Below are 16,469 nucleotides of genomic sequence, written 5' to 3'. Positions count from 1 at the left end.
TTACCATCACTGAAAAAGCTAACCTAAACCTGCAACAAAAACATCATCGCTATAAAGTGGGTGATGGTGCCTCCCAGCACAAACAAATGCCAGATTGCGTGGGCATACATCATTTTCTTTTGCACAAAAAAGATGGTGCCAAGGGTATAACTCACGCCGCCGCCAAGAATCAATGACAAAACGGTGGCGTCGAGCGAAGCGAAAAGTGGTTTGATGAGAAAAACACCCATCCATCCCATGCCCAGGTAAAATATCAGCGATGCCTTGGGAAAACGGTACTGGTAGTACACCTTGAAAATGATGCCCAGCACGGCCAGCAGCCAGATGATGCCGAAAAACACCCATCCGAGTGCTCCGCCTACTCCTAAAAGCAAGAAGGGTGTGTATGTGCCGGCAATCAGAATATAAATGCTGATGTGGTCGAACGTGCGGAGGAGTCTTTTCACCTGCTGGTGCTGAAAGGCATGATAGAGGGTCGAAAAGGTGTAGAGCAAGAGAAACGACCCTGCAAAAATGCTGCTGCTCACCACATGAATGGCTGAGCCATTTAAGACCGAGAAAGTGACTAACAGGGAGATGGCCACCACGCTAAAAAGGATGCCTATTCCGTGGGTGAGGCTGTTGGCAATTTCCTCCTTGAGGGTCTGTGGTCGGTGTGCTGAAGCTTCCATAGTTTTTAAATGACTTGATGCGCAGAAAAGTGCCCGAAGTTGAGGGCAATTTACGGTTTATTAAACAATAGTTTTCCTGTCCCGGTTTGCTCCACACTGAGGGCCTTTGGCTCATTAAAATAGATAAGGTTTCCGTAGCCGCTCATTGTGCCTCTCAACGTATCTGTTGGAAACACTTTCATCTCGTTCAGTCCTTCGTGCTCCACCACCACCACCTTTGCCTTAAGCTGGCTGCAGTCAACCAACGACACCTGCTGGTTGACAAACAGGTCGGCGTAGTCGCTGGTGCCACTAATTTTTACGTTGGACTTGCCGTAGTTTCTCAGCACAAATCCACCTGTTTTTATGGTGAGGTTAATCTCAGTATAGCTGAGATGGATAGCCAGCCAAAGCCGGTTGAGCTGTATGGTGTCTTTGCTGTACATCGGACTGGTGCTTCGGTGAACAATGAAGTTCAGATCAGGCGAAGAAATCGTCAGCTTTGGGCTCTTATAGTGGCTGTTCCAAAGGCAAGTCGTTGCGTTCTCCACCTGATAACCCTGGTCAATTTCTGTAAACACCACGTTGGGCAGCAACCCTTCATAAGTAGTAAGTACTACCTGTTGAAAGGCGCCGCTTACCAGCTCTACTTCAATGTCATCCATGATTTCCAGGCTGGTGAACTTCTTCAATTCTATCTCCTCTACTATCTCCCTGCCATATTTTTCAAAGCACCGATCAACAAACCCATCCTGACAGGCTGAACCGGTTAGTCCACCAAGCGTCATCATTAGTGACTGCAAGATGTGTCTACTACTAAAACGCATAGGCACCTCCCCAAATTACTGCGTAAGATCCCTTGAAATTCCTGACAATCAGGTGACTGGCCACCGAGAACTTGTCGTTGATATGGAATTTCAGCCCTGCCTTCTGGTACCAGTCGGGATCAGCGGTTTGCTTCACCACATGATAGCCAAGCCCTGCCTGCAAACCCATTCGCCCAAATAGCCACTCCTGTTGAGCGAGGAGCCCGATTCTATGATGAAGGCTGTTTCCTACCACAATGCCTGTGTTCACCTCATACTTCGTCGCCCAATCATAGAAGTAGTCGACGCCTATGCCAAGATAGACTTTTTCAAAAAACAGCCTTTCTCTCAGAACCCCGAGGTAAACCATCGCATACTTTTTTGCGAGAAGCCACTCCGGTTGCCTCAGCCCCCCACCAAACTGAAGAAGCCAGTGGCCTTTTTTTGTCAGGTGCATCCCGGCCCTGGGTGCTTCAAGTATTTTTTCCTTTTGTGAGAAGATGTAGCCAGCCCCAACGGCCATCTGCGCACTATTGAGTCCCAGGTTAGGCACTCTTATGCCTCCGTTCGAAATGTGCATGAAGGACAGTTCAGTCCGGCTGTACCACCTCTGGCCCCAGTGTCTTTTAAACCCGACACCAAAATTGATTTTGTAGCTAAGTGGAGCGCCAATGGCAAAGTTGAGGTTGCTTTCTTTTATGCTGAAATGAGAGCCGGAGTAGAGCAGCCCTACGCCCGTGTTGGCGTAAATGGTCGATTTTGCACTCTGAACGACAGGTATATCGAGGAAGGCCTGCAGGCCCACGGCCTTCCCCAGGTTTTTGTTGCGGAAGTCGAGGTAAGTCAACTTCGCATGGAAAGCAAATACTTTGGAAGTGTTGGCCCAATTGTATAGAGGAATGGGTGTTTTTTGATATCCGACACTAAAACCAGTGAGGGAGGTGTTGGTCAGGTGGGGGATTTTTTCATTGAAAAAGAAGGCACCATGCTCACCCGTCAATTCTATACTTTGTGATGCTGCAATGGAACTAATGCTTTGCCCGAAAACATTTGATAGTAGATTGAAAATAAAGATTATTGCAAGCGTATAGCGCATCGAACAAGTGAAAGACTCAAAAGTATGGTTTTGAAAGGTAAAACGGCAATTGTAACAGGAGCGAGCAAGGGAATAGGTCTTGCCATTGTAGAGGAACTTTTAGAGAGGGGAGTGAAGGTGGCTGGCTGGAGCAGAACAGACCCCGGAATTTCAGACAACGATTTTCAGTTTGTTAAAGCCGATGTGCAGTCGGTTGAGTCGATTGAAGCTGCTTACAAGGCCACAGTAGCAAAGTTTGGTACCACCATCGACTTTCTGATCAATAATGCCGGACTCGGCATTCCTTCGGCTTTTGAAGACACCAAGCCGGAAGACTGGCAAACGATGTTTCGCACCAATGTGGACAGCATTTTCTACATATCCAGGCTGCTGGTGCCGCAAATGAAGCAAAACGACTTTGGCCATATTGTGAACATCTCGTCGATTGCCGGACTCAATGGGGTGAAAGGCTACGCAGCCTACAGCGCCACCAAGCATGCGGTAACCGGGCTTACCCATTCCATGATGATGGAGCTCAGAGACTTTGGCATCAAAGTCACCGGGGTGTATCCGGGCTCGACCAATACACATTTCTTCGAAGGCAGGCACACGTCGACACCGCCTGAAAACATGATGCGGCCGGAGGATATTGCCAAGTCGGTAGTTGAGTTATTGGACACCCACCCAAATTACTTACCAGGCGATATTGAATTAAGACCTTTAAGACCACAAGGAAAGCCTAAAAAATAATATTTTTGGGGTTGCATTCAAGATATGTCGCTAGAGGTACAAAATGTAAGCAAGGTTTTCGGTGCTCAGAGAGCGGTGGATCATCTTTCTTTTTCGGCTAAGAAAGGAGAAATTCTCGGATTTTTAGGCCCCAATGGTGCTGGCAAGTCTACCACCATGAAAATGGCTACCACCTACTTTGTTCCTACAGAAGGAACGATTTCCGTGGCTGGCTACGATGTAGAAACCCAATCGGCTGAAGTGCGCAACCACGTGGGCTACCTGCCCGAGCACAACCCGCTCTACCTCGACATGTACGTACATGAGTACCTTGCTTTCATTGGCCAGGTGCACAAAATCAAAGGCAATGCCCTCGCCAACCGGGTAAGGGAGATGATTGACCTGTGCGGACTTGGCGTAGAGCAAAACAAACTGATTGGCCAGCTGTCGAAAGGCTACCGCCAGCGGGTGGGCTTAGCGCAGGCGCTGATCCACAATCCGCCGGTGCTTATCCTTGATGAACCGACCACCGGCCTTGATCCTAACCAAATCCTGGAAATCCGCCAGGTGATCAAAGAGATAGGAAAAGAAAAGACAGTCGTGTTTTCTACCCACATCATGCAGGAGGTGACTGCCATTTGCGAAAGGGTCATCATCATCAATAAAGGGAAAAAAGTGGCCGACAGTACGGTGAAAGAGCTGGGTAAACAGGCCAAAGGCCAAACCTATGTGGTGCTGGAGTTTTCGGAAGAAATGAGCAGCTTTGCCGGGTTGGATAAAGTGAAAGAAGTAGTCAATATAGAGACCATCGACGCCAGGAAAATCCGGCTTACAATCGATGCTGACAAGGACATCAGACCGTCGCTGCTCAAGCTGGCGGGTGAAAATAGTTGGCCGCTGTTGGGCATCCAGCAAGAGGAGAACTCGCTGGAGAATATATTTAAGGAACTTACACAAGAACCAGTTTCTTAGCCTATGTGGACAGTTTTCAGCAAAGAAGTCAATAGCTTCCTCAATTCCCTCATCGCCTACGTGGTCATTGCAGTGTTCTTAACGGGCATTGGTCTACTGATGTGGGTGTTTCCCGAAACCGGTGTGCTCGACTATGGCTATGCCGATATGGAGACCCTATTCAGCCTTGGGCCATATGTGTTGATGTTTCTTATTCCTGCTATTACCATGCGGCTTTTTGCTGAGGAGAAAAAGGGCGGAACACTGGAGCTCCTACTTACCCGGCCACTTTCCGAAGTGCAGATCATTGGTGGCAAATATCTGGCGGGCCTGTTCCTTGTCGTGTTTACGTTGTTGCCAACGGCCCTGTATTATTTCTCTATTTCGTCTTTGGGCAATCCTCCGGGCAATCTCGATACCGCTGGCATCCTGGGTTCTTATGTCGGCCTGGTATTATTGGGAGCTGCTTTCACGGCTATTGGGTTAATGGCCTCATCACTTTCGGAGAACCAGATCATTGCCTTTATACTGGCCGTGTTTCTGTGCTTTTTCCTTTTTACTGGCTTCACATCTATCGCCGCCATCAACGTTTGGGGCAGCTATTCACTGTTCCTAGAGCAGCTGGGCATGCTTACGCATTACAACTCATTGAGCAAGGGTTTGCTCGACTCCCGGGATATCGTTTATTTCCTGAGCGTGATTTTCATTTTTCTGCTTATTACCAGGCTTAAACTCAACCAAAGGATATGAACTGGAAAAGCAGACAGGTGACCCGATGGTTGATATTGCTCAATGGCCTTTTTCTGGTCGTTTGGGTAAATATGCTGGCTGAAACCTGGCCGGTGCGCATCGACCTGACCGAGGAAGGAAGATATTCCATTTCTGAGCCCACTAAAGAACTGTTGCACAACCTGGATGAGGTGGTGTATGTGGAGGTGTATCTCGAAGGAGAGCTGCCTTCCAACCTGAAAAGGCTTCAGAAATCGATCAGGGAGACGTTGGAAGAGTTCAGCGTGTATGGTGGCAAAAACCTGGAGTTCACTTTCAAGAATCCGGTAGCTGGAGGATCTCGTCAGGCGCAGGAAAAAATGATGATGGAGCTAAGTGCCAAAGGCATTCAGCCCACAGACCTGAGCTACACCAAAGATGGCAATACTGTCCGCCGCCGGTTGTATCCCGGAGCACTGATTTCCTATGGTGGTCGGGAAGCTGGCGTGATGCTGCTCAAAGGCAACAAAGGCGACGGCAACGAGGAACTGCTCAATCAGTCGATAGAAGGAGTGGAATACAACCTGGCCTATGCCATCAAACAGTTGGTAAACAACGACAGAAAGAGGGTAGGGGTGGTCGTTGACCATTACTCGATTGACACATTGGCGTTGGCCGGGTTTCAGTCGTTGCTAATGGAAAAATACGAGGTGAGTGCCATACAGCTCGCCAGGCAGGTGCAGCCACTGGCTGGCTTCGATGCCATTGTTGTGGCAAAACCCTCAGTAGAGTTTAGCGAAAATGAAAAATACCTGCTCGATCAGTTTGTCATGAACGGGGGCAGGCTGCTGTTTTTCATTGATGCGCTCAGCGTCGACATGGCAGGGGCAGAGGGTGCAGGCACCATTGCCTTTCCAATTGAGCATAACCTGACTGACCTTTTATTCAACTACGGCGCACGCATCAACCAGAACTTTGTGCAAGACCTAAGCTGCGGAGAATTTCTCGTCATCGACGGCATGGTGGGCGATCAACCGCAGATGAAATTGATTCCATGGCCATTTTTCCCGGAGGTCAATCGCTTCTCGGATCACCCTGTGGTCAAAAACCTCGATGCGGTCATTTTCCGATTCACCTCTACCATCGACACAGTAAAGGCCGACGGCATAGTGAAGACGCCTTTGATGTTTACTTCCGAAAGATCGAGGGTGCTGTCATCACCCGTCAGGGTCAACCTCAACGATATCCGGGGAGGCATCAATCCTGAAACTTTCAATCAGGGTAGTCAGCCTGTGGCCTATTTGCTGGAGGGGCCATTTAGCTCGCTTTACAGAAACAGAACACTGCCCAGAGGAGTCAATAAAACCGGTTTCAGGGAAAAAGGTGTACCCTCAAAAATAGTAGTGGTAGCAGATGGCGATTTTATCCGCAATGAACTGAACCCTGAAAACGGGCAGCCAATGGAGCTGGGTATCGACCCCATTTCTCAAAAAGTGTATGCCAACAAAGACTTCATTGTGAATGCCCTCGAGTACCTCATGGACGATGATGGATTGATTTTGGCCAGAAACCGGGAGGTGAAGATACGACCGCTCGATAAGCAGAAGATAGATGAAAGCCGCACATTCTGGCAGGTGCTGAATCTGGCAGGTCCTTTGGTGCTCTTGCTGCTCTTCGGTATCGCTAAAATGTTCCTAAGAAAGAGAAAATACACCAGGTTCTAAGGCTATGCATAAAAACACCACACTACTTATCTCTCTGGGCGTTTTGTTGCTGCTAATTGCCGGCACATGGTGGGCTGGGCGTCCATCGGAAACATCCATTGTTGGATACGATTTACTGGAGCTATCCGACACGACCAAAATCTCACGCATTGAGATGATTTCCGGTGAGAGTAGCGTGGTATTGAGCAAAGCAAACAACAATTGGCTGGTCAATGACAATTACAAAGTTGATCGATCTATCCGAAATTTCCTGGTGGGAGTGCTGAAGCTGGTGAGGGTGAAAAGAGAAGTGGGGCCAAGTCAGCTGGCTGAAGTAAGGCAGTGGATGGCCACAGGCAGAAAAGTAATTGTTAGCGGGGAGCAGGGTGTGCTCGCAGAGTTCACCGCTACAGGCAACCCCTCGAAAACCGAATCTTACTTCACTTTGGCTGGTGATAGCAAGGTGTATCAGGTAGAGCTGCCCGGCTATCCGAACTACGTCTCCGGCATCTTTGAATTTACCGAAAATCAGTGGCGCAACAGGCTGCTGTTTTCCAGCGACTGGCGCTCAATCCAGTCTTTAACAGTCGACTATGCCGATGATCAAAAGGAAGATGTGACCATTGCCTTTGATAAGACCACCCTTAAGGTGAATGGCGTGCCTGAGGCAGATACTGTCGTGCTGGAAAACTACATTCAGCAGTATGAATCTTTCTTCACCAACGAGTTCATCAGTAAGGGGCAAATCCCTGTTTATGACAGTTTGATGAACGCAACACCTGTAGCAACCATCAGATTGAGGGATATAGATTCTGCGAAGAATACGGAGCTTGATGTCTACCCCGGCCCAGCAGATCAACCCTATGTGCTGCTGAAGGATGCGGAGGGAAACTACTCTGTTTGCGATGCCGGTCGGGTCCGCTCACTATTGATTTCGATGGAAGACTTGAGGCCTAAAAATTAGGTTAGTTTGGCTCTTTCGTTGTTTAAAATTGGAATAGCATTTTATTACCCTCAAATCTAATTTTTGTTATAACTTTGCCGGGTTAACAATCTTACCTTACAATACAGAAATTCTATGAAATTCATTGTTTCGTCATCATATCTACTCAAACAACTATCAGCTATCAAGGGAGTGATTACCACTAATCCGGTAGTACCTATCCTTGAAAACTTTCTATTTGAGATTACCGACGGAACCTTGAAAGTGACTGCTTCGGATCTGCAAACTTCTATGATCACCGAAATAGAAGTAGAGGCCAAAGAAAATGGCAGCATCGCCGTTCCTGCCAAGATTTTGCTGGAAACCCTTTCTAACCTTCCTGAGCAGCCAGTGACCATTTCTGTTGACGAAGACACCTACAGCATCGAGATCAGTTCCGACAACGGGCGCTACAAGCTTTCAGGCGAAAACGCCACCGACTTCCCCAAGGTGCCGGAAGTAACCAATGGTTTTTCGGTGAATATATCTTCTGACGTGCTTTCAACAGCCATTAACAATACCTTCTTCGCTACCAGCAACGACGAGCTTCGTCCTGCCATGACGGGTGTATACATTAAGCTTGACGAAACCAACACCACTTTTGTAGCCACTGATGGTCACCGCCTGGTGCGCTACCGCAGGGTGGATGTGGCTGCCGATGTAACCAACTCGATGATCATCCCGAGAAAGGCTTTGAACCTGCTGAAAACAACTTTGCCGGTAGCAAACACCAACGTAAGTGTGGAGTTCAACGTGTCAAACGCCTACTTCAAGTTTGATCATGTTAAGATGATTTGCCGACTCATTGATGAGCGCTTCCCAGACTACGACAATGTGATCCCGGCGGAAAACAATAACATCATGACCATCGACCGCCTGGAGTTCCTTAGCTCCATGAAGCGGATTGCGATTTATGCCAACAAAACCACTCACCAGGTAAGGATTAAAATCACAGGCAGTGAGCTGATGATTTCAGCTGAAGATCTTGACTTTTCCAATGAAGCCAACGAAAGACTTTCATGTGAGCACGACGGAGAAGATATTGAAATCGGATTCAATGCTCAGTTCCTCATTCAGATGTTGAGTAACCTCGAGTCGAAAAAGATTTCGTTTAAACTTCAGGCTGCCAACAAAGCAGGCTTATTGGTGCCGGTCGACAAAGATGAGAATGAAGACCTCCTTATGCTGGTAATGCCTGTGATGCTTAACAACTACGTGTAAGCGAACTTTGTTTTAAACCGATCATGTCATTTCCTGCCGGTAGCCGCTACTGAGGCTTTAGTGTGTCATTGTTTTTCATTAATTTGAGTAATAAACTCAAACAAATACCCATGAAAAGACGCACTTTACTCGTAATGGCTTGCATAGGTTTGGCGGGCACTATCAATCTTTCATTTACCAAGGCTGACTCATTTCGAAAGCTGGATCTTTCAGGAGCCTGGAGCAGCACTGCTACCGTTAGTGGCAAGCCTGCGAAACATATGCTTGTCATGACCGACGGATACTTTTCCATGGCTACCTATGCCGAAGCTGACGGTTCATTTATCACCACGCTGGGAGGTAGCTATTCTAACACTGACAACTCACTATCAGTCACTTTGGAGTTCAATAGCTCAGACCCTTCTTCTGTTGGCCAGCCAACAACGCTGAATTTGAAAGAAACCAAAGAAGGTTTTACAGTGAGCAGCTCAGACGGCTCGATTTATTATGCCTTTACCAATGTAGATAAGGGAAAGCCAGGTGCGCTGGCAGGCCCGTGGCTGATGTCAGGCCGCAAGGCGGATGATGGCAGCATCGCCAACAGAGACACCAGTGGCCCTCGTAAAACCATGAAAATCCTTTCAGGTACACGTTTCCAGTGGATCGCCTTCAACACTTCTACTGGAGAGTTTTTCGGCACCGGTGGAGGCAATTACACCACCAAAGGTGGAAAGTACACTGAAAACATAGAGTTTTTCTCCAGAGACAATACAAGGGTAGGAGCAGCTTTGCAGTTCGATTATTCGCTGAAGGAGGGTGCCTGGCACCACAGTGGACTCAGCAGCAAAGGCGACCCGATTTACGAGGTGTGGTCTAAGAGGTGATTGCTCTCCGATGCAGTTTTTGAGCATCTTATATTGGCTGGTTTTGCCGGGAGGTTTTTTTACCTGGCAAAGCTCGCCTGATGCGCCCACTCGAATCCTGGCCAATGAAGAATATGTTGGTGCCTGGATGAGCGAAAGTGTCGACAAAGGGAGGCCTGTTACTCAGATTTTGATTGCTAGCGACACGTATTTCACAACAGCCTCTTTTCTGACAAAAGACCATCATTTCCTTTCTACTTCAGGAGGCACTTACAAGATGGAAGACGGCAAAATGTCGGTGACCATCGAGTATCATTCTCCTGATCACTACCAGGTAGGGAAACAGCATGTGTTGCATGCAAAACCCACTGAGACTGGCTATAAGCTGGTGGCCCGGGACGGCATGGTGCTGGGCGATTGGAAGCGAATCGACCCAGGCAGCAAAAGCAAAATGGCTGGCCTTTGGTACGCCGCAGCTTATAGGAATGCAGCAGGTGACACAATCAGAACTGACTATAAAGTAAAGACCATCAAGATATTATCCGACACCCGTTTCCAGTGGGTGGCCTTTGACACAATTTCCCGGAAGTTTATGGCAACGGCGGGTGGCACTTATTCTGTCACGCAGGCAGGTTACGTGGAGAGTCTGGAATTTTATGCGAATGCAGACGATAGGATCGGTAAATCGCTTGGATTCAGGTATAAGCTGGAGGGAAGTAACTGGACACACACAGGAAAAAGCAGCCAGGGGGTGCCGCTTTACGAGCTTTGGAGTAAAAAATAGTGCGGATGAGAAGACTCGAACTTCCATACCTTGCGGCACCAGACTCTGAATCTGGCGTGTCTACCAATTTCACCACATCCGCATTTAAGAATACAATATTAATACAACGACATGAAAACCGTACTATGGCGTCTATAGAATATCAATCACGATAAACTCAACCCGTCGGTTTTTTTGCTTGTTCTCCTCGGTGGTATTAGGCAGGAGCGGTTTCATTTCGCCATATCCTTTGGCTGCGAGCATTTTTTCGGGCACGCCCTTGTCCTTTAGCACTTCAACAATGGCTTGTGCACGTCGACCGGAAAGCTCCATGTTATCATCGTGAGTGCCAGAATTGTCCGTATGTGCTGCAATTTGAACGACCAGATTCGGGTGCTCCCACAGCAACTCATAAACCTCTTGTATCTCTGCCAGAGACTCTTCCAGCATTTTCGCTGAGTTGGTTTCAAAAAAAACTTCTTTTAGTTGGAGCTTCATGCCAACCTTAATTGGGCTTAGTTCCAGCGTTATTTTGATGTCAGGCTCCAGGTTTTCTTTCGCCAGATTGAATTCTACTTCATTGAAGAGGTGGCTGTCGGCTTTGCTAACAATGCGATAGTCTCCGCCTGCAACAAGGTTTAGCTTGAGCGTGTCGCCGAGCTCTTTGGCAAGGAGCACCTTTTTATTCAGCATGTCGAGTACTTTAACCTTGGCAGTGATTTTTTGCTTCGTCTCGCTGTCGACTACTACCAGAGTTAACCTGGGGTTTTGCTTGCGGTTTTCGGGAGGTGTTTCTTCAGAATTGTCGGTGGATGTTTTTATTGCTTCTGAGCTAACTTTAGCCGTAGCAATTTGCGAAACGCTCAGTGTAAACATAAGGTACACGGCTACCCGAGCGAGTAGTTGGAACATTGGTTTCATACAAGAACAGGTCGATGGAAAAATCGAATATAGAAAAAAATATTTCTATGACCCAAAGTCAGGTATTAACGCCTCCTTAACGGGGTTAAAACCTCTCTATTTGTGCACCAATGGCATTTAAACGTTTTTCTATGTATTGATATCCACGGTCGATTTGCTCCACGTTGTGGATGGTGCTGGTGCCCTCGGCAGACAGCGCAGCGATGAGCAGCGATACTCCTGCACGGATGTCCGGGGATGTCATTTGTATGCTACGCAATGGAAATGCTCTGTCCAGTCCAATCACCGTCGCCCTGTGAGGGTCACAAAGGATGATTTGAGCGCCCATGTCGATGAGCTTATCTACGAAGAAAAGGCGTGATTCGAACATTTTTTGATGGACAAGCACCGTTCCTCTGGCTTGGGTGGCGGTCACCAGGATGATACTGATGAGGTCGGGTGTGAAGCCAGGCCAAATAGCATCTGCAATGGTAAGGATGGAGCCATCAATAAAGGAATCAATCACGTAATGATCCTGAGCAGGTATAAAGATGTCGTCGCCTCTGAATTCCAGGTTGATGCCCAGTCTTCTAAAGGTGTCAGGGATGATGCCCAGCTGATCAATGCGGGCATCTTTGATGGTGATTTCGCTTTGAGTCATGGCAGCAAGCCCAATAAAGCTGCCTATTTCAATCATATCGGGCAGCATGGTGTGCTCGGTACCCCCCAGGCTCTCAACACCCTCAATCACAAGCAGGTTGGAGCCAACGCCGGATATTTTGCCACCCATCCGGTTAATCATTTTACACAACTGCTGGATATAGGGCTCGCAGGCCGCATTGTAAACAGTAGTGGTGCCTTTGGCCATTGAGGCTGCCATAATGATATTGGCGGTGCCTGTAACGGAAGCTTCATCCAAATGAAGATAGGTGCCGGTAAGCTCTTTGGCTGACACGTTGTAGAAGCCGGTGCCAATATGGTAGTCGAATTTAGCTCCCAGCTTTTGAAAACCAATAAAGTGCGTATCGAGCCTTCTGCGGCCTATTTTGTCTCCTCCAGGCTTCGGTATTTTTCCTTTCCCAAACCGGGCTAAAAGGGGGCCGAGGATCATGATAGATCCACGCAGCGATGCAGCCTTTTCCTTGAACTGATCGGACTCAAGGAAGTCCAGGTTAACGTCCTTGGCAGTAAAAATGTAGGATTCAGGGCCCGTTTTTTCAATTTGCACACCAAAGTCAGCCAATAACTCTATGAGTTTGTTCACATCCCTGATATCAGGAATTTTCTTGATGTGTACTGGCTCTGCTGTAAGTAAAACTGCCGAAATTATCTGAAGAGCTTCGTTTTTAGCACCCTGAGGTTGTATTTCCCCCTTAAGGCGCTGCCCTCCCTTTACCCTGAAAGAGGCCATCTAGTTTCTCCTGCGCTTTTGGAAATTACGTTTGTTTCTGTTGTTGTTGCCGCCTCTGTTGTTATTTTCTCGTTGTTGGCGGGGTTGGTTGGTGGCAAATTCTCTTTCTTTCACCAACGGGTCGAAAAGGTTTTGTTCCTTTACTTTCTCAATGCCAATCGTAAGATCCCCCTTAGAAAGCTGCTCAATGTTTTGAAGAATTACTTCATCATCAACATTGTCACGGTTCCAGGCCAGCTGGAAAGTTTTCATCAGCTTACCAATGGAAATGACAGCAGCTTCACGCTCTTCTGCATCCTCCAAAGCCAGCGCCTTCTGAATCATGAGCTCCACGTTTTTTCCGTAGTGCTTAAACCGCACATTGTGAGTATTGTAGTCCATTTTTCTTGGCTTGCGACCAAGTATGCTCTTTTCAGGCATAGGAAAAGGACCGTCCACTTCAAGCTCGAAGCCAGCCATGATATACAGGTCGTCCCAAACTTTCTGTGTGTACTCCGGATAATCTTTGGTGTTAGGATTGATCATCTTCATCAAATCCACAAGGGTCTCCGCAAAGCGGGTCCTTTTTTCTTTGTCCTCAATGGTCTTCACATAGTTGACCAGCTTTTGGACATTTCTTCCGTATTCTCTCAAAACTAAAGGGCTTTTATCTTCATCGAAGTCATTCATAGGAACGCCGTTTTGGTGCTACTCTAACAGGGTTCCTAGCAATTTACAAAAATCGCAATGAAAAGTTTCATCTAAAGGTAGAGTCTTCTTACTCCGAAATGAAACTTTTGGCGAAACTATTCTACTATTCTCAATTTGGCAAAGCTTAAAAGCAAAGTTTTTTCGCCAAACTGTTCAAAATCAATGATGGCCTTCCTGTTGGCACCGTCCACGTCCATCCTTATTACCTTCCCAAACCCGAATTTGGGATGTTCCACCCTGTTGCCTACTATTAAATTGCTGGTGTCGCTTGGTTTGAAATTGGAAGAGGGTTGGTGAGCAGTTTGTTTTACAAAATGTCTTGGTGCTTGTGGTTTTTGCTCGGGGAAGCCGGCGATGAGCGAGCGCTTTCCAAAGTGCTGCGCCTGCACTCCCGGTAGTGGTTCGTGGTTGCCAATAGATTTGCTCACCTGCAGATAAGTCGTGTCGATGTCGGACAAAAAGCGGCTGGGTTCGCAGGTTTTTAGTCTGCCATAACGATAGCGGTTGAGCGCATAGCTAAGGAACAGATGCTGTTCCGCCCGGGTAATGGCCACATAGAATAACCTGCGCTCTTCTTCCAGATCGGCCCGGCTGCTGAGCATCATTTGGGAGGGGAAAAGGTCTTCTTCCATGCCCACCACAAATACGTTTTTAAACTCCAGCCCCTTCGCCATGTGGATGGTCATCAGTGTCACGGCGTCGTCGAGCTCTTTGTTTTTGTCGTCGGCATCAGTAAGGAGTGATACCTCCTGCAGGAAGGCACCAAGCGTTTTGTCGTTCGTTTCCGGATTGTCAACAAACTCTTTGATGGCGTTGAGTAGTTCCTGCACGTTTTCGTACCGGTTCAGTCCTTCCACCGTTTTGTCTTCGTAAAGCTCCTTGAGCAAGCCGGAGTTTTTTGCGACCAGTTGAGCAGTGTCGTAAGCATCACTTTTTTCCATCGTGATGCGAAAGCTCTTGATCATGGTGACAAAGTTTTTGATGGCTTCACCGGCACGTCCACCCACAAAATGGCGGATGTTCTCAAGAATCTCCCAAAGAGAAACACCCTGCTCATCGGCGGCAACGATAACTTTATCTACACTGGAGTCGCCAATGCCACGCTTTGGCAGATTGATAATACGGCGAAGTGCCTGTTCGTCATTTTGATTGACAGCGAAACGCAGGTACCCAAGCAGGTCTTTGATCTCCTTCCTTTGGTAGAACGACAATCCACCGACTACCTTGTACTTGATGTTCATTCGTCTGAGTGCTTCTTCCATCGCCCTCGACTGGCTGTTGGTGCGGTACAGTACAGCAAAATCGCTATTATGGTACTGGTGGTTCATTTTTTGCTCAAAAATGGTAGAGGCCACCAGCTTGCCTTCCTCGTTGTCACTCACGGCTTTAATGAGCTCTATCAAACGGCCTTCCTGATTCGACGTCCAAACGTTTTTGTGCAGCTGCGCTTTGTTCTTCACAATCACCGAGTTGGCAGCATTCACGATGTTCTGCGTCGACCGGTAGTTCTGCTCCAGCTTGATGATCCTCAGGTCGGGATAGTCTTTTTCGAAATTGAGAATGTTCTGAATATTGGCCCCCCGGAAGGCGTAAATACTCTGTGCATCGTCGCCTACCACAGCTATGTTTTGTCGGACGGATGCGAGCCTTTTTGTGATCAGGTACTGTGAAATATTGGTGTCCTGAAACTCGTCCACCAGCACATATTGAAACCGTTGCTGGTATTTGTTGAGCACATCGGGGTGTTCCTTGAAAAGCAGGTTGGTATTAAAAAGCAGGTCGTCGAAATCCATGGCGTCGGCCTTGAAACAGCGCTGCACATAAAGCTGGTAGAGTTTGCCAATATGTGGCCGCATCTGGCTTTCGTCGTCGGCCTGATACAGAGGATTGTTGATGTAGTCTTTCCAGGAAACCAGGTTGTTTTTGGCCCCGGAAATACGGCTAAATACAGCGTTGGCTTTGTAAACTTTATCATCCAGGCCCTGTTCTTTTACTATTGCTTTGATGAGCGACTTGGAGTCGTCGGCATCGTAGATGGTGAAGTTGCTTGGATAGCCAATATGGTGCGCTTCCGAACGAAGGAGCCGGGCAAACACGGAGTGAAAAGTGCCCATCCAAATGTTTCGGGCATCATTGTCCACTACTTTTTCTATCCGGTTGCGCATTTCTCTGGCCGCCTTATTGGTAAAGGTGAGTGCCATTATTGAGAAAGGATCAACATGCTTGTACTTGATCAGGTAGGCGATTCTGTAGGTGAGTACCCTGGTTTTTCCCGATCCAGCGCCCGCAATGATCATGGTGGGGCCTTCCGTATTAATCACCCCTTCTCGCTGAGGTTCGTTTAGTTCTTTTAGAAATTCCTCTTCCGCATCTAGACTCATGACCGCAAGTTAACAAATGACGGGCTTCACATGCGAGTAAACTTTTGGAGGAATTTTTGATATCTGGAAAATTAAGGACACGAAGGCGGTGGAATCTGCGTCTGGCAGGAAGGCTAATGCGGGAATGTGTTGATAATGCTTCAAATACTGTCCGATTATTCTACTCGTTTATTAATTTGCCAGCCTTCTATCAAAGAACAGTGTATGAATTTGATTATCCGTGAGGCATCATTGGGAGATGCCAAGATTATTATCGACTTCCAGATAAAAATGGCCTGGGAAACTGAAAAACTGAACCTGGACAGAGCTGTGGTTGAAAAAGGCGTCATTTCTGTTTTCAATGATCCAAATAAGGGCACGTATTTTGTAGCTGAAGAGGAGGGTAAGGTTGTTGCCTCATTGCTAATCACCTTTGAGTGGTCCGACTGGAGAAACAGCACCATGTGGTGGATTCAGTCGGTGTTTGTGATAGAAGAGTCCCGGGGAAAAGGTGTTTTTAAGAAAATGTATCAGTTTCTCTCCGACAAAGTAAAAAGGATTCCTTCTCTGGCAGGTCTGAGATTGTATGTGGATAAAACCAACACATCAGCTCAGGGCGTGTACAGCAAACTTGGTATGAATGGAGACCATTACCAGTTGTACGAATGGTTAAAGTAG

At 47.5% G+C, this 16,469-nt stretch carries 16 protein-coding genes and 1 tRNA gene; 9 read left to right on the top strand and 8 right to left on the bottom strand.

All coding sequences use genetic code 11. The features are described 5' to 3' along the window. Positions 1–23: 23 nt before the first annotated feature. From trhA to RIF36_RS19870, 3 genes are read right to left on the bottom strand one after another with little or no spacing between them, the layout of a single operon-like run. Positions 24–671, bottom strand: a complete 648-nt coding sequence (gene trhA, locus RIF36_RS19880) for a PAQR family membrane homeostasis protein TrhA (protein WP_350096125.1) — start codon at positions 669–671, stop codon at positions 24–26. A 50-nt stretch (positions 672–721) separates the two neighbouring features. Then, positions 722–1,477 (bottom strand): GIN domain-containing protein, encoded by a 756-nt coding sequence (locus RIF36_RS19875; protein WP_350128042.1) that lies wholly within the window; start codon positions 1,475–1,477, stop codon positions 722–724. Further along, positions 1,467–2,552, bottom strand: a complete 1,086-nt coding sequence (locus tag RIF36_RS19870; protein WP_350128039.1) for an acyloxyacyl hydrolase — start codon at positions 2,550–2,552, stop codon at positions 1,467–1,469. The genes RIF36_RS19875 and RIF36_RS19870 overlap by 11 nt, the downstream gene beginning before the upstream one ends. Positions 2,553–2,576: 24 nt before the next feature. Between RIF36_RS19870 and RIF36_RS19865 the strand changes: the two genes are divergently transcribed. From RIF36_RS19865 to RIF36_RS19830, 8 genes are all read left to right on the top strand, one after another. Continuing rightward, complete coding sequence (locus tag RIF36_RS19865) at positions 2,577–3,281, top strand: SDR family oxidoreductase (RefSeq protein WP_350128036.1); 705 nt, start codon at positions 2,577–2,579, stop codon at positions 3,279–3,281. Between the two features lie 24 nt (positions 3,282–3,305). Beyond that, positions 3,306–4,232 carry a gliding motility-associated ABC transporter ATP-binding subunit GldA gene (gene gldA / locus RIF36_RS19860; RefSeq protein ID WP_350128034.1) on the top strand — a complete coding sequence of 309 codons (927 nt, stop codon included), beginning with the start codon at positions 3,306–3,308 and terminating at the stop codon, positions 4,230–4,232. A gap of 3 nt (positions 4,233–4,235) precedes the next feature. Then, the gene (gene gldF, locus RIF36_RS19855; protein WP_350128031.1) at positions 4,236–4,961 is read left to right on the top strand and encodes a gliding motility-associated ABC transporter permease subunit GldF; all 726 of its coding nucleotides are present in this window, start codon (positions 4,236–4,238) and stop codon (positions 4,959–4,961) included. Next, positions 4,958–6,643 (top strand): gliding motility-associated ABC transporter substrate-binding protein GldG, encoded by a 1,686-nt coding sequence (gldG, locus tag RIF36_RS19850; RefSeq protein WP_350128028.1) that lies wholly within the window; start codon positions 4,958–4,960, stop codon positions 6,641–6,643. The genes gldF and gldG overlap by 4 nt, the downstream gene beginning before the upstream one ends. Before the next feature lie 4 nt (positions 6,644–6,647). Then, positions 6,648–7,586, top strand: coding sequence for a hypothetical protein (locus tag RIF36_RS19845; RefSeq protein WP_350128025.1), 939 nt, complete (start codon positions 6,648–6,650; stop codon positions 7,584–7,586). 114 nt (positions 7,587–7,700) lie between these two features. After that, the gene (gene dnaN, locus RIF36_RS19840; protein WP_152000702.1) at positions 7,701–8,825 is read left to right on the top strand and encodes a DNA polymerase III subunit beta; all 1,125 of its coding nucleotides are present in this window, start codon (positions 7,701–7,703) and stop codon (positions 8,823–8,825) included. 110 nt (positions 8,826–8,935) lie between these two features. Further along, entirely contained in the window at positions 8,936–9,688 is a 753-nt protein-coding gene (locus RIF36_RS19835) for a membrane or secreted protein (RefSeq protein ID WP_350128022.1), read from the top strand. A gap of 19 nt (positions 9,689–9,707) precedes the next feature. Then, entirely contained in the window at positions 9,708–10,451 is a 744-nt protein-coding gene (locus tag RIF36_RS19830) for a hypothetical protein (RefSeq protein WP_350128019.1), read from the top strand. Here RIF36_RS19830 and RIF36_RS19825 read toward each other — a convergent pair. The 5 genes from RIF36_RS19825 to RIF36_RS19805 form a co-directional block, all read right to left on the bottom strand. Further along, positions 10,452–10,533, bottom strand: a tRNA-Leu gene (locus tag RIF36_RS19825). A gap of 50 nt (positions 10,534–10,583) precedes the next feature. Next, on the bottom strand, positions 10,584–11,351 hold the full coding sequence (locus tag RIF36_RS19820; protein ID WP_350128016.1) for an OmpA family protein: 768 nt from the start codon (positions 11,349–11,351) through the stop codon (positions 10,584–10,586). Positions 11,352–11,436: 85 nt separating this feature from the next. Next, the gene (murA, locus tag RIF36_RS19815) at positions 11,437–12,741 is read right to left on the bottom strand and encodes a UDP-N-acetylglucosamine 1-carboxyvinyltransferase (protein ID WP_350128013.1); all 1,305 of its coding nucleotides are present in this window, start codon (positions 12,739–12,741) and stop codon (positions 11,437–11,439) included. Then, positions 12,742–13,410 carry a DUF4290 domain-containing protein gene (locus RIF36_RS19810; RefSeq protein ID WP_152000697.1) on the bottom strand — a complete coding sequence of 223 codons (669 nt, stop codon included), beginning with the start codon at positions 13,408–13,410 and terminating at the stop codon, positions 12,742–12,744. It lies immediately after the preceding gene. Positions 13,411–13,526: 116 nt separating this feature from the next. Continuing rightward, the gene (locus RIF36_RS19805; RefSeq protein ID WP_350092433.1) at positions 13,527–15,812 is read right to left on the bottom strand and encodes an ATP-dependent helicase; all 2,286 of its coding nucleotides are present in this window, start codon (positions 15,810–15,812) and stop codon (positions 13,527–13,529) included. 204 nt (positions 15,813–16,016) lie between these two features. Here RIF36_RS19805 and RIF36_RS19800 point away from each other — a divergent pair, with 204 nt between their 5' ends. Beyond that, the gene (locus tag RIF36_RS19800; protein ID WP_350092430.1) at positions 16,017–16,469 is read left to right on the top strand and encodes a GNAT family N-acetyltransferase; all 453 of its coding nucleotides are present in this window, start codon (positions 16,017–16,019) and stop codon (positions 16,467–16,469) included.

The sequence above is a fragment of the Imperialibacter sp. genome, from assembly GCF_040222815.1.
In the GTDB taxonomy this organism is placed as follows: Bacteria; Bacteroidota; Bacteroidia; order Cytophagales; family Cyclobacteriaceae; genus Imperialibacter.
This window is presented reverse-complemented; position numbering and strand designations above follow the sequence as displayed.